The organism is Kribbella sp. NPDC050820, assembly GCF_040653975.1.
GTDB lineage: Bacteria > Actinomycetota > Actinomycetes > Propionibacteriales > Kribbellaceae > Kribbella.
This window is the reverse complement of the sequence record NZ_JBFAHB010000126.1, coordinates 2,124-14,376: the sequence shown is the minus strand read 5'-3', so window position 1 is coordinate 14,376 and position 12,253 is coordinate 2,124. Positions and strand designations below refer to the sequence as shown.

Annotated in this window: 14 protein-coding genes; 5 read left to right on the top strand and 9 right to left on the bottom strand. The window is 68.7% G+C overall.

From position 1 onward, the window contains the following. The 4 genes from AB0H36_RS46535 to AB0H36_RS46520 form a co-directional block, all read left to right on the top strand. Nucleotides 1–1,167, top strand: a 1,167-nt coding sequence (locus tag AB0H36_RS46535; RefSeq protein ID WP_360538386.1) for a sulfatase, incomplete at its 5' end; no start/stop codon positions are given. Between the two features lie 68 nt (nucleotides 1,168–1,235). Further along, a complete protein-coding gene (locus tag AB0H36_RS46530; RefSeq protein ID WP_360538384.1) occupies nucleotides 1,236–2,189 on the top strand; it encodes a formylglycine-generating enzyme family protein in 954 nt (317 codons plus the stop codon). 782 nt (nucleotides 2,190–2,971) lie between these two features. Then, the gene (locus tag AB0H36_RS46525; protein ID WP_360538382.1) at nucleotides 2,972–3,130 is read left to right on the top strand and encodes a hypothetical protein; all 159 of its coding nucleotides are present in this window, start codon (nucleotides 2,972–2,974) and stop codon (nucleotides 3,128–3,130) included. 375 nt (nucleotides 3,131–3,505) lie between these two features. Then, nucleotides 3,506–4,288 carry a hypothetical protein gene (locus tag AB0H36_RS46520; RefSeq protein WP_360538380.1) on the top strand — a complete coding sequence of 261 codons (783 nt, stop codon included), beginning with the start codon at nucleotides 3,506–3,508 and terminating at the stop codon, nucleotides 4,286–4,288. Nucleotides 4,289–4,331: 43 nt separating this feature from the next. On the opposite strand, the gene AB0H36_RS46515 is transcribed toward AB0H36_RS46520, so the two are convergent. From AB0H36_RS46515 to AB0H36_RS46505, 3 genes are all read right to left on the bottom strand, one after another. Next, nucleotides 4,332–4,679 carry a hypothetical protein gene (locus AB0H36_RS46515; protein WP_360538378.1) on the bottom strand — a complete coding sequence of 116 codons (348 nt, stop codon included), beginning with the start codon at nucleotides 4,677–4,679 and terminating at the stop codon, nucleotides 4,332–4,334. Nucleotide 4,680: 1 nt separating this feature from the next. Further along, nucleotides 4,681–4,827: a hypothetical protein gene (locus AB0H36_RS46510; protein ID WP_360538376.1), complete on the bottom strand. Its 147-nt coding sequence runs from the start codon at nucleotides 4,825–4,827 to the stop codon at nucleotides 4,681–4,683. A 396-nt stretch (nucleotides 4,828–5,223) separates the two neighbouring features. Then, nucleotides 5,224–6,123, bottom strand: a complete 900-nt coding sequence (locus tag AB0H36_RS46505; RefSeq protein ID WP_360538374.1) for a LysR family transcriptional regulator — start codon at nucleotides 6,121–6,123, stop codon at nucleotides 5,224–5,226. 223 nt (nucleotides 6,124–6,346) lie between these two features. Here AB0H36_RS46505 and AB0H36_RS46500 point away from each other — a divergent pair, with 223 nt between their 5' ends. Next, nucleotides 6,347–6,529 (top strand): hypothetical protein, encoded by a 183-nt coding sequence (locus tag AB0H36_RS46500; RefSeq protein WP_360538372.1) that lies wholly within the window; start codon nucleotides 6,347–6,349, stop codon nucleotides 6,527–6,529. Between the two features lie 207 nt (nucleotides 6,530–6,736). Here AB0H36_RS46500 and AB0H36_RS46495 read toward each other — a convergent pair whose 3' ends face one another. The 6 genes from AB0H36_RS46495 to AB0H36_RS46470 all read right to left on the bottom strand — a co-directional run bounded on the left by AB0H36_RS46495 (nucleotide 6,737) and on the right by AB0H36_RS46470 (nucleotide 12,166). After that, entirely contained in the window at nucleotides 6,737–7,345 is a 609-nt protein-coding gene (locus tag AB0H36_RS46495; protein ID WP_360538370.1) for a GNAT family N-acetyltransferase, read from the bottom strand. Nucleotides 7,346–7,411: 66 nt separating this feature from the next. Beyond that, the gene (locus AB0H36_RS46490) at nucleotides 7,412–8,398 is read right to left on the bottom strand and encodes an ABC transporter substrate-binding protein (protein ID WP_360538368.1); all 987 of its coding nucleotides are present in this window, start codon (nucleotides 8,396–8,398) and stop codon (nucleotides 7,412–7,414) included. Nucleotides 8,399–8,444: 46 nt separating this feature from the next. Beyond that, complete coding sequence (locus tag AB0H36_RS46485; protein ID WP_360538366.1) at nucleotides 8,445–9,545, bottom strand: iron ABC transporter permease; 1,101 nt, start codon at nucleotides 9,543–9,545, stop codon at nucleotides 8,445–8,447. Then, nucleotides 9,542–10,324, bottom strand: coding sequence for an ABC transporter ATP-binding protein (locus tag AB0H36_RS46480; protein WP_360538364.1), 783 nt, complete (start codon nucleotides 10,322–10,324; stop codon nucleotides 9,542–9,544). The genes AB0H36_RS46485 and AB0H36_RS46480 overlap by 4 nt, the downstream gene beginning before the upstream one ends. Continuing rightward, nucleotides 10,321–11,307, bottom strand: coding sequence for a hypothetical protein (locus tag AB0H36_RS46475; RefSeq protein ID WP_360538362.1), 987 nt, complete (start codon nucleotides 11,305–11,307; stop codon nucleotides 10,321–10,323). The genes AB0H36_RS46480 and AB0H36_RS46475 overlap by 4 nt, the downstream gene beginning before the upstream one ends. Beyond that, complete coding sequence (locus AB0H36_RS46470) at nucleotides 11,300–12,166, bottom strand: methyltransferase domain-containing protein (RefSeq protein WP_360538360.1); 867 nt, start codon at nucleotides 12,164–12,166, stop codon at nucleotides 11,300–11,302. Before AB0H36_RS46470 ends, AB0H36_RS46475 begins: the two co-directional genes overlap by 8 nt. Nucleotides 12,167–12,253: the final 87 nt, after the last annotated feature.

Here is a 12,253-nt window from a genome sequence, read left to right as displayed (position 1 = left end):
AACGGCCACGTCACCACCCCGCTGTGCGCGCCGTCGCGGTCCTCGGTCTTCTCGGGCCGCTACGCCCACAACCACGGCGTCAGGAACAACGCAGCCTCGCATCAGCTGGACCAGAGCACCACTGTGCAGCGCTACCTGAAGCAGGCCGGCTACCGCACCGGCCTGTTCGGCAAGTACCTCAACTCCTGGACGCTGTCCGACAGCCCGCCACACTTCGAGGAGTTCGCGCTGCTCCAGCCGGGCTACGTCGACGCCCAGTGGAACGTCAACGGCACGGTCCAGACCATCAACGGCTACACCACCAACATCATCAAGAACAAGACGCTCGCCTTCCTCAACAAGGCCACGACCGACACCCGGCCGTGGTTCGCGTACGTCACCCCCTACGCCTCCCACGAGCCCAACACACCGGCCGCGCAGTACGCCGACACGGTCGTGCCGGACTGGAACGGCCGGCCCTCGGTCCCCGAGAACGACAGAAGCGACAAACCGGCCTACGTTCAGAACGCGACCAACACCCCGGCCGACGGTAAGGCCGTTCGTCAGCGGCAACTGCGCACGCTGCTGTCCGTCGACGACGCGGTACAGGCGTTCAAGGACAAGCTCGCCGCGCTGGGGCAGCTGGACAACACCCTGGTCATCTACATCGGCGACAACGGCTTCCAGTGGGCCGACCACGGCCTCCTCGGAAAGGGCACGCCCTACTCCCCCGCTCACGAAGTGCCGTTCCACCTGTCCTGGCCAGCCGGCGGCCTCGGTGCCGGGACCACCGACAACCGCATCGTCGCCAACATCGACATCGCGCCCACCATCCTCGACGCCGCCGGGATCACCCCGACCCACTCGGTGGACGGCAAATCGCTGCTCACCGGCTTCACGCGCGACCACGTACTGGTCGAGTGGTGGAAGCAGGGCAGCGCCGGCGTCAAGGACTCATGGGCCTCGTACGTCGCCAAGAACAAGCAGTACGTCGAGTACTACGACCAGTACACCGACGCCAACGGCAACCTGTTCGGCACCGGACAGAAGACATTCCGCGAGTACTACGACCTCGCCAGCGACCCGTACCAACTCACCAACAAGCTCTACCAGGCAACCGCGGCGGATGAGCAGGCCCTGGACATCCCGGCCTTGGCCACCCAGCTCGCCACCGACCGCGCCAGCTAGGCTCCGCGCCGCTCGCCGCCCGCCCGGACGTCCCCCGGGCGGGCGGCCCGACCCCCCAGGCAGATGCCATGCAACCCTGCTGCACCCCGGGCCACGACCCGGCCACACTCGCCATCACTGCGCCCCCGCCCACCGCACGCAGCCAGGCCGCCCTCCGCGCTGCGAAACAGCTGATCGGCCTTCCGGGCGGCCGCTTCCTCATGGGGACCGACGACGCCGACGGCTTCCCGGCTGACGGCGAAGGCCCGGTCCGTGAGGTAACCGTCAGCGCCTTCCGCATCGCGCCGACGACCGTGACGAACGCCCAGTTCGGCGCGTTCGTGAAGGACACCGGCCACGTCACCGAGGCCGAGGAATTCGGCTTCTCATACGTCGTCGACGTCTTTCTCCCCGCCAGCCTCGAGGCCGTCTCCCAGGCCGTACCGGGAACTCCGTGGTGGCGAGCGGTGTCCGGCGCGACCTGGCGCGAACCGGCGGGTCCCGGCTCGTCGTTCGCGGACCGTCCGAACCACCCCGTTGTCCACGTTTCCTGGAACGACGCGCAGGCCTACTGCGCCTGGTCCGGAACCCGGCTGCCGAGCGAGGCCGAATGGGAGTACGCGGCGCGCGGCGGACTTGAGCAACGCCGCTATCCGTGGGGCGACGAGCTGACCCCGGGTGGCAAGGACATGTGCAACATCTGGCAAGGCGACTTCCCCGTCCGCAACACCGGTCCGCACGCCCGCACCGGCACCGCGCCGGCCAGGTCCTACCGCCCCAACGGCTACGGCTTGTACAACACCGTCGGCAACCTGTGGGAATGGTGCGCCGACTGGTTCAGCCCCGACTTCCACCGAACCGGACCACGCCAGGACCCGACCGGCCCGGCCACAGGCACCGCCCGCGTCATGCGCGGCGGCTCCCACATGTGCCACGACTCCTACTGCAACCGCTACCGGGTCGCCGCCCGCAGCTCCAACACCCCCGACAGCTCCACCGGCAACATCGGCTTCCGCATCGCAGCCGACACACCCCAGAACTGAACCCCTCGACGGGCTGGAAAAAGTTGCCAACGGCAAAATGTTGCCGTAGGCGGCGGTTACCCCAGCCCTGACACGCCTCCACAACCACCACCGAGCCCGACGGCTCAAACGTCACGATGCTGCCGCAACACGACTCACCCCGACCACCCGCTCACACCCGCCGGGCGCTCGTCGGTGCCGTCTTAACCTGGGAGTCCATCTTCGGACTGCTCCGTCCGGACCACCGCGATCTGTTCGAGCACGCGGTACATCGCCCTGTCGAATTCCGACGCTAGCTTCGCCCTGTTGCCTCGAAGCCCTTGCCCACGCACGCAGACTCCCCCCAACCTCGACGGCATGTCGGCCATCGCAGCAAAGCGCCTTCACCGACGGCCATCGTCCAAGCGAGCACGACCTCGACAACCTTCCCCCGCCGGAGCGGCGCCGGTACGTGGATGCTCGACGGCGCGGACATTGCTGATAGCAGTTCTAATGTCAGGTGCTAATTAGTCTGATGCTGCCTTCTTCACCGCCTTCGTTCTCCGTTCCCATCCTGGCCGTTCCGCACGGCATGACGAAAGAGCCGTAGGACACGCCAGGGGTTTGCATAGGGCTCGGCATCTCCACCCAACCGGCGAGCATCATGTGCTTCCAGTTGCGACCCGCGTTGTCTATCACCTTCATCTTCTTGATGAGGCACCCCAGGCTCACGTCCGCGTACCCGTCAGAGAGGTGGGGGCAGCGTCCGGCAGGCCCTGAGGGACCTCTACGCCGCTAAGGCCGCCCAGGATGCCGCCGACGAGATGAACCGCCGCCACGTCTACGAGCACCAGATCGACGAGCTGGCCAAGCTCGAAGAGGAAGGCTCGACCTGGCCTTACCGGTTCCAGGACTACTCCGTGGCCGTCGCGCAGCTGTTCGCCCGCGAATGGTCCACCCTCATCCACGAACAGGCTCGCTGACCCGGGCCGCTTCCACCTGTAGCACGACGATGGCCCCCGAGTCTTCCGGCTCGGGGGCCATCGTGGTATCCCCGCGGCTCGGTCCGGGCATCGACATCCGCTGTACCCCGGCCGAACCCTCGGCGGCTACTCGCCTGCCCCGGCTTGGTCGTCGACGATCGCGAGTACGTGATCGAGGCCGACCTATCTCCTGGCTACCTGCCTGGCCGCCGCGCTGATCGGCCGACGGGAGACCGCGGCGCCGCCGCCGGCGAGCTTCTGAACCGGCGGCCCGCGGTTCCACCGGCGCGGTGAAGGGTGTAGGCGTGGTCCAAGGCGTGGACCGGCTCGCGTGCTGGCCGTGATGCGTCGGTGACCGCAGGTAGCGTGACCGGCATGGCCTGGTTCAATCGCCTATGGCAGGACGCCGTGCACGAGTTCGAAGCGGTCGTGGCCGCGCACGGCGAGATCACGGTCGGGCGGCAGGTGCGGTCCCGGTTGGGGCGCACGGGTGTCGACGAGGTGCTGGCGAGCCTGTGGGCGATCGACTGCCTGAACTGCGGCGGCCCTTTGAGCGGCGGGAACGCCGCCCTGAGCGTCGACGATCTGGGATACACCGCGTCGGCCGGGCTGTTCCACGAGCACTGCCGCGCATCGGAGTGGAACGACTCCGGGCTGGTCGTGCGGTCGTCCGGTGGGGCGATGCTCAGCTACCACACCGACTGCGTGCTGATTCCCGGCCGCACCGCTGACGGGACCGCGGCGCACCTGCCGTTGATGGTCGTCAACCCAGGCGTGGAGAGCGTCTGCATCGCGCGCGGCGACGGTGCCGGTAGAGGTGCAGGTGGGCGGTGGCGGGTCGTGGTCGACCAGCGGTTCCTTAACGCCGGCCTGCGTTCCCCGGCCGACTCCCCGGCGGGCTCCCCGGCGATGACCGTCAGCGGCGGGGTCGCGACGTTGAAGGGCCGGGAGCTGTCGGTGGCGTTCCCCGGCCATGTGATCGACACCTACGGGTCGAAGCTCACCAAGACAGGCCGCGACATGGTGCGCGCCGACGCCGGGATCACGATCGCGGTCACCCACGCCCTCGACCCCCACGGGTTCAGCGTCGACGAGCGCAAGACCATGCTCAGCGGTGACCGGACCGTCATGGGCTGGATCCCACTCACCGCGCCCTAACGGACCCAACAGCGCGGTCTGCTGCTTGGGTCCGCTCACCTGCTCATGCGTCGTTCACAGCGGTCGCAGCCGGCTCTGCGGGGCGGCGAGCCCCCGCCACCACTACGTGGACTCCGGCTTCGACCGCGAGGCGCAGCCTTTGGCCGGCGTCGAGGTCGTCGGAGCGTGGGATGACGACGGTTGTCACGTTGTCGCGCCGGGCGAGCTCGACCAGCCTCTCGAACGCTGCGGGCTCGGCGCCGAGCCGCTCGAACACGATCGACTGCAGCACGTACCCTTCCCGAGCGGCGAAGTCAGTCAGCTGCTGCCTGGTGTCGGCCTGTTGTGCCGCCGTCGTCAAGAAGATCTCCGGGAAGTAGCCGAGCAGTGCCGGCCGGGCGCAGCCGGGCACCTCAGCTGTCCTCCGTCTGTGTCGGAGGGGCCAGGCCCCGGACTTCCTGCGCGATATCGCGCAGCATCAGGGCGTAACAGACCGCCGCGACGGCCATCAGGCCGTGCAGGACCATGGTGTGGTTGGTCATTAGCCAGTAGCTGGTCACGAGCTGCTCCCCGCTGTCGGTCGGGTGGATCCACTGGGCGGGCTCGGTGCCACATTGTTGTCAGCGGCAACAGCCTGACCTGTGCCCGAACGTACCGATGGGGACCTCGACCCCGATAGAGCTCGACCAGTGATACGGATCACTCTCCGTTATCGAACCTGTCGAAAATGACGAAGATTCACTCAAATGCACCCGGAGTGTGATGATCTCTCTACTTCCGGCGAAGATCCCGCGCCGCCGGGCCTGGCGTGCGGGGCCGGGGATACGGCGTCGGGGATCAGTGGAGCAGCGGATAGCGCTAAGCCGTATTCCCGACGCCGTAGATGAGCTGTCATGTACACGGTCTTGAGACCCGCCAAGCCGCCGGAACCGCGAAATGAAGAACGTGGCCCGTGCCTAGCGAGCCGCAGGCGCCGGCCGGGTTTGTCGGCGGATGGGTCGAAGGCCCAGCGTCTTGCGGAGCTCGCCGAGTGCGGCGGCGATCGGGGGTGCGAGCTCGTGACTGCTGACGACGCTGAGGGTCGGCCGATGACGAAAGGACGCGTCGATTAGGCGCTCGCCTGGCAGTAGTTGTCCCAAGACCGTGCTGCGAGGAAACACTGCGAGCCGGTTACCACGACGGGCCATCGCCAGCGCAGTCGCCGGGGTGATGCCGAGGCGGACCGTCGCGCCTCGGGCAAGGATCTCCGAGGCGAGCGCGTCGAGGTCTTCGCCGTACGTCGCGACGACGACTTCAGCGCCCTCGAAGGAAATCGATCCGTCGACCGTGAGCCCTGCGGGCAGGAGCAGCACGAGGTCGTCTTGGCCCACTGAGCCAATCACCGCGTTCCGGGGCAGCGCTGTCTCGTCCAGAACGCCGACAAAGGCGGCGTCCAGGCTGCCCTCGGCAGCCAGCTCGATCAGCCGTGCGTCTTGGTCGACGTGCTGGTCGATCACGATGTCCTCGAGCTGTGCGTCGAGTGCGGGGAAGACCGTCGACGCGAGACCGTGTGCCGCGCCGATCACGAGCCGTGGCGAGGTGGCGTCAGCCGCGCGGGTCATGTCGTACACGACGTCGAGGTGACCGAGGATGTGCTCCGCCTGCGCGATTAGTTCCAGCCCGGCCGTGGTGGGCCGCGCACCTCGGCTGTCGCGGTTGAAGAGCCGCACCCCAACCAGCTTCTCCAGTCTGGCCAGCCTCTGACTGGCGGACGGTTGCGATATCCGTAGGTCTTCGGCTGCGGATCCGATGGATCCGCGGCGCCCCACGGCCAGTACCAAGCGCAGATCCTCGAAGGATGGCAACGGCGGGGTCATCTCGAACCAATCCCGTCGGTTCAGCGGTTCGTTGCCTGGACGATAGCGCGTGACCCGATTGGGCATGCAAGGGAAGACCGCAGGTTTCGCGCGGGGCGGTTTACCGTGTCACGAGGTGGGCTTGATGAAGTAGGTGCTGCTCCACCACGTCGACGTGGGCCGGCTGCCTCACCGCGGCCTCCGAGGCCGGTGATACCACCGGCTACCGGCACTACTGGGAGTTGTGTGTGCCTGTGGCGTCATCGACGACGAGGTGCTGGCCCATATCTGGCCCACCCACCACGAGAACGTCCACTTCTACGGCACCCACTCGGTCGACATCGACGGAGAGCTCGCCAAACTCGACGCCAACGGATACCGGCCGCTGCGTCCCTCGGTGGCACCACGCGACGCCTTGCTGGAGTAATCCGCGAGCTATGTCAGTGTGAGCAGATAGGCCAATCATCTTTGGTGTGATGGCGGGTGTTCACGGCTCCGTAGTTACCGGGACCCCGCAGTTCCAGTTCCTTCAGGAATTCCAGCATGACGTCGTTGCGCTGTTCCCCGAGCGGGGGCGTAGACCTTCTGCTGAGATCCCAGCCCCATATCCATTCGGCGGCGCAGTGCTCATTGATCACGACTCCCGGCTGATCGTGGCTGCCAGCGGCAGCTCGAAATGAATGGTCTGGAATTGCGGGTCGCTCTGGTGGCTCCGGTCGTCACGGATCTCGACGACCGGTAGTGAGCGCCAGAACGGTTCCGCCGAGGGGACCACGGTGTTGGTGTGTAGATAGATCACCCGGTATCCGCCGTCTGCCCGGACGAACTCCTGGCAGGCCGCCACCAGGCGGCGTGCCAGGCCGGCGCGCCGATGCTCGGGTAACGTCGCGACTCGCAGCAGTTGTGCCACGGTTTGCCGGTCTGCGTAGCGTTGCGCGAGCTCGACCGGGTGCGGTGGGCAGTTCGGTCCGCCGACTCGGACCGCCGCGGTGGCGACCACTGTGTTGTTGGGCGCGGCCGCGACGAACATCGCCTGCCGGGGGTTGTCTAGGTAGGTCTCGACTAGGCGGTCCAGGTCCCAGTGCCAGCCGGGTTGGTAGCCGTAGCCGAGGTCGACCTCGACGGCGTGCAGCGCCACGGTCCGCGCGCCGGCGAGGTCGGCGGCGGATGTCGCCCGTCGCACGGTGTATTCGGCCGGTGCTGTGCTGGCCGTCCCCATTGTGGTGGTTGTGTGCTGTGTCATCGGGTTGATGCTCGTTTCTGCTGGGTCGGTCGGGATGGTCGGGTGTTCGCGGTGGATGCGTGGGGTTCAGCCGAGGGCGTTGAGTTTGTCGGCGAGCACTTCGAGGCCTTGGACGGCGACCGGTCCGGGCCCGGTGTAGCCGAACGGGACGATGACGATGCGGTGGTCGCGGACGGCGGCGAGGGAGCGGAGTTCGGGGCGGCTGAGGATCGCCTGTTCGACGCTGTGCGGGGTCTGGTCTCCCTGTGTCAGCAGGATCAGCACCTGCGGGTCCCGATCGATCAGGGCCTCGATGCTGGCTTCGAAGTTGCGCTGGTTGATGTCGTCGAAGGCGTTGGTGAGCCCGAGGGTCTCCATCTGTTTGTCGATGGTGCTGGTGTTGCCGTAGGCGCTGAGCGAGGTGTCGTCGCGGGAGACGATCAGGGCGGCGGCGGTCCGTGACGGTGCGTCGGCGGGGACCTGTTCCTGCACGGCCGACACTCGTTTACGCAGCGCCCGCACCTGTGCCGAGGCTGCCTTGGTTGTGCCGAAGAGACGTCCGTAGAGTTCGATGTCGGCGAAGATGTCCTCGTAGTCGCCGGCGGCGTCTTGGCAGTATCCCCGGCTGGCGATGAGGGGGATGCCGGCGGCCGCGAGATCGTCCGCGGTGGTGGCGGCGCCTTGGTAGCTGATGACCAGGTCCGGAGTTCGGGCGATGATCTCTTCCCGGGCCAGTTCGGCGCTCGGCGCGACGATCTCGATGCCGTCTAGTGCCGGGCCGTACTCGCCGGGGAACGACGCGGTCTCGAAGGTTCGCACGACGATCCGGTCGGCGGCCCCGGCGGCCGCGACCAGGGGCGCGGCCACCGAGCCGACGGTGACGATCCGCTGGGGCGGGCTGTCGAAGGTCACGTCGCGGCCGCAGTTGTCAATGGTCATGGGGAACGCGCCGGCGGTGGCATCAGCGGTGGCGCCGGCCGCGGCGGTGCCGGGTTGGTCGGCCTCGCTGCCACAGGCGGCGAGGATGGCCATGGCTGCCAGGCCGGCCGTGAGGGTCGCGAAACGGGTACGCATGTGGTCGGTTCCTCTGCTCATCATGGTGGTGGGTGGACGGGGCGGGTTAGGGGTGAGTTGGATGGAACTGGCGGATCAGCACGAGCAGTAGTGGCGCTCCTACGACGGCTGTGACGATGCCGAGCGGTAGCTCGCGGGGGGCGAAGGCGGTGCGGGCGAAGACGTCGGCGGATACAAGGAAAAGGGCGCCGACGAGGGCTGCGACGGGCACGGCTCGTCGGTGCGCCCCGCCGACGCACAACCGCGCGATGTGGGGCACGATCAGGCCGACGAAGCCGATCGCGCCGGACACCGCGACGACGGCCCCGATGCCGAGCGCGACCACGACAAGGGCCTGTCCTCGTAGCCGGGCAGGGGCGATGCCGAAGGTGCGCGCGGTGTCGTCACCGATGGCCAACGCGTCGAGGCGGTTGCCCAGCAGGATCAGCACGGCTGTCACGGCGACGACCAGGGCTCCGGTGGTCCCTACCGCGGCCCAGCGAGCGGAGCTCAGCGATCCGAGTAGCCAGAACAGCACCGTGCGGGCGCCCTCGGGCGAGTCGGAGGCAAAGATCAGGAAGCTCGTCGTCGCCGACAGGATGTAACCGATGGTCACTCCGGCCAGCAACAGCCGGATCGACGTGATCTGACCGTTGAGCCTGGCAACGGTGAACAAGACGGCGGTCGCGGCGAGCGCGCCGGCGAACGCGCTGGCAGTCAGCGCTGCGGTGCCCGCGCCGATACCCGCCCCGAACAGGATCGAGGCCGCCGCGCCCGTGGAGGCCCCGGATGTGACGCCGAGGATGTGTGGGTCGGCGAGCACGTTGCGGACCATGGCCTGCAGGGCGACCCCGCTCACGGCGAGGGCGGCACCGACGACCGCGCCGAGTAGCACCCGGGGCAGCCGGACCAACCAGACGATGCTGTCGTCGGCCGCCGACCAGGTCACGGTGTCCGGCCAGCCGATCAGGTGATGGCCGACGACCTTCGCGACGGTGCCGGGTGCAATCCGGACGGGTCCGAGGCCGACGGCCACCGGTAGCGCGCAGAGCAGTGCGAGGGTCAGCCCGCCGACCCAGACCAGGATGTGCCGGCGACGCCTGGCGTGGTCGAGGTCGTCGACGGGCTGGATGCCGGAGCCGGCCGGACGCAGGTCGAGGTTGCTCATAGTTGCGTCACCGGGACCTGCTGCGGCAGCGGGCCGAAGACCAGTTGCACCGCACCGAGCTCGCAGTGTCGGCGCACAGATACCTCGTAGACCGGTTCCAGCACGTCCGCGGTGAGTACGTCGTCGGGGTCGCCGGCGGCTACGACGCTTCCCTGCCGGAGCAGGACGAGTTGGTCGCAGTAGCGGGCGGCGAGGTTCAGGTCGTGCAAGACGACGACCGTGGTGACGTCGAGGGTCCTGACCAGGCCGAGGATCTCGTGCTGGTAGCGGATGTCGAGATGGTTCGTCGGCTCGTCCAGCAAGAGGTGGTCGGCCTCCTGGGCCAGCGCCCGAGCGATCAGGACGCGTTGTCTCTCGCCGCCCGATAGCGACCCGAATGCGCGATCGGCCAGGTGTCGGGCGCCGACCTTGCGCAGAGCGGAGGCAGCGGCGCGGTGATCGGCCACGGAGTACGGCCGGAACGACCCGCGCAGCGGGAAGCGTCCGAGCAGCACCATGTCGGCCACGGTGATCGGGATCTCCCAGGGCGTCTGCTGGGCGACGACGGCGAGCCGGCGGGCCAGTCGCCGCCCGGTGAGTGTCTGCAGCGGGGCGTCGTCGATGCTGACCATGCCGGCGCGCGGTTGTAGCGCGTTGTACAGCACGCGTAGCAAGGTCGTCTTGCCCGAGCCGTTGGGGCCGATCAGACCGACCGTCTGCCCGGGCTTGGCGACGATCCCGACGTTGGACAGGGCCAGGCCGTTGTCGTAGCCGAACGAGATGCCAGCCGCCGAGATCACTGGTCAACTCGCTCGTCGGTGGGTGGGCGGTGGCTCACTGTGGCTTCCTCCAGGGTGTTTCGGGCAGGTCGGTGTTCCGGCGTGGCGGGCTGCCATGACCGGTGGACGGCGACGCTCACGCCGTAGGTGCGGGCGTGCCGCACGGCGGCGGCGAGCTTGCCGGGGTAGTCGGGATCGGTGTCGGAGATCAGCAGCCCGGTCATCGTTCCGCTGTGTGCGACGACGACGCCGAGCGCGCCGATCGCGTCCGACGCGTCGATGGCCTGGCCGAGGTGGGGGCGGTCCCGGAGCACCGAGTTCATGACGGCGCTGCGGGTGGCGATTGCGCCGATGGTCGGCAGGTCGTTCCGGGCCAGCGCGGCGGCCAGCGCGTGCAGTAGGCGGCTGTACTCTCGCCGGGCGGGGATCGAGAACGGCTTGGGCCTGCGATTGAACTCGACGGTGTCGATCTGGCCGCCCTCGTCGGCGGCGACGATCGTCAGCGGCGGGAGCGGCGCCAGCCGGGCTCGGAGTCGGACCTGCCGGTGGTAGAACGCCACGACCCCCGGGTACATGACGCCGTCGGACGGCTCGATGGCGCGCAGGCAGGACTCGATCTCGGCCGGAGTGGTGGTGCGGCCCGTGGCGTCGGCGACCGCCCGGGCGGTCGCGACCAGATCGGCCGATGAACTGGCCAGACCCTTGCCTTCGGCAAGCTCGCTGCACACTGTCAACCGCCCGCCGCCGGCGACGCCCTGTCGGCGCAGCATCAGCTCGGCCAGCTGCCGCGACTTCACCTTGTGCCCTGGCGCTGGTTCGACCCGGTCCAGCCGCGGATCCGGCTCGAACACCGCAACGGATCCGGCGCGGATCGGCAGCGTTACGAGGAAGTCGAGGCCGTTCTCGGCCAGCACCCCCTGCAGGAGCTCGCCGCAGGTTCCGAATGCGCTGCCCACACCCGTCCGGGGCAGCGCGGCTGCTCGGATCGTCGTCTCCTCAGCCATCGGCGTCATTGGCGTCTAGGTCTGGCCCGCGCCGGCGCGCGACCAGGTGGAGCCGGTCGCCGTCGAGGGTGTCGGACAGAATCTCGCCTGCGGGCCACGGTGGTTCGGTCAGCGGCCCAGGGGCGTCGAAGAGCGCGAGCACATCGAACCCGGCGACGTCGAGGAGGTACCGGAGCTCCTGCGGGAACAGCAACCGCCATGCCGTGTGCTGCTCGATCGGGTGGGTGCCACCAGGCCAGCTCCACGTCCGGCGCCGGCGCAGCAGCTGCCCGGCGAGGTCGATCGACAGCCAGGTGCGGGAGGTGTAGCGCACTCCCTCCCACTCCACGACGCGGACGGTGTCGTGGTCGAGCAGCTCGCGCCGCCCGCGGTCGGTGAGCAGGAACGCGCCGTTACGCATCTCCGCCACCAGCAGCCCGCCCGGCGTCAGGCACGCCGCGAACCGGTGCAGTGCCGCGACGATGTCGGCGGTGGTCGTGAGGTGCAGCAGGGTGCTGCCGAGACAGCTGACAATGTCTACTGGCTCGCGGGTGCGTACGCTGCGGGCGTCACCGACAGCGATCTGCAGGCCTGGGTGCCGGCTGCGGGCGTACGCGACCATCTGCTCGGAGATGTCGACCGCGGCGACGGTGTAGCCGAGTTCTGCGAGCCGGGCCGCGTCACGGCCGGTCCCGGCCCCGACGTCCAGCAGGCGTGGGGCCGGGCGGTCACGCGCGGGGCGGCCGAAGCGCCGCACCATGTCGTGGACGAACCGCGGGTTGCGGCCCTCGGCGTCGGGAAAGGTGCGTTCGTAGAGCGCCGGGTTGTCGATCAGGAGGTTCTCCGTCGCGACAACGGGTCCGCTATCGTGTGTCGTCATCATCACCTCGTGCTGGTTCGGTGGTCTTCGGTCCCCGTTCCGCGTGGGCGACGCTGTGCGGCGCGGGCGCACCGCGGTCGGCGGCCA

What these genes read in the sequence shown, in the direction of transcription:
- AB0H36_RS46505 (WP_360538374.1), bottom strand. Translation starts at nt 6,123, where the DNA reads ATGACCCCGCCGTTGCCATCCTTCGAGGATCTGCGCTTGGTACTGGCC.
- AB0H36_RS46520 (WP_360538380.1), top strand. Translation starts at nt 3,506, where the DNA reads ATGGCCTGGTTCAATCGCCTATGGCAGGACGCCGTGCACGAGTTCGAA.
- AB0H36_RS46490 (WP_360538368.1), bottom strand. Translation starts at nt 8,398, where the DNA reads ATGCGTACCCGTTTCGCGACCCTCACGGCCGGCCTGGCAGCCATGGCC.
- AB0H36_RS46470 (WP_360538360.1), bottom strand. Translation starts at nt 12,166, where the DNA reads ATGACGACACACGATAGCGGACCCGTTGTCGCGACGGAGAACCTCCTG.
- AB0H36_RS46475 (WP_360538362.1), bottom strand. Translation starts at nt 11,307, where the DNA reads ATGGCTGAGGAGACGACGATCCGAGCAGCCGCGCTGCCCCGGACGGGT.
- AB0H36_RS46485 (WP_360538366.1), bottom strand. Translation starts at nt 9,545, where the DNA reads ATGAGCAACCTCGACCTGCGTCCGGCCGGCTCCGGCATCCAGCCCGTC.
- AB0H36_RS46525 (WP_360538382.1), top strand. Translation starts at nt 2,972, where the DNA reads ATGAACCGCCGCCACGTCTACGAGCACCAGATCGACGAGCTGGCCAAG.
- AB0H36_RS46530 (WP_360538384.1), top strand. Translation starts at nt 1,236, where the DNA reads ATGCAACCCTGCTGCACCCCGGGCCACGACCCGGCCACACTCGCCATC.
- AB0H36_RS46495 (WP_360538370.1), bottom strand. Translation starts at nt 7,345, where the DNA reads ATGACACAGCACACAACCACCACAATGGGGACGGCCAGCACAGCACCG.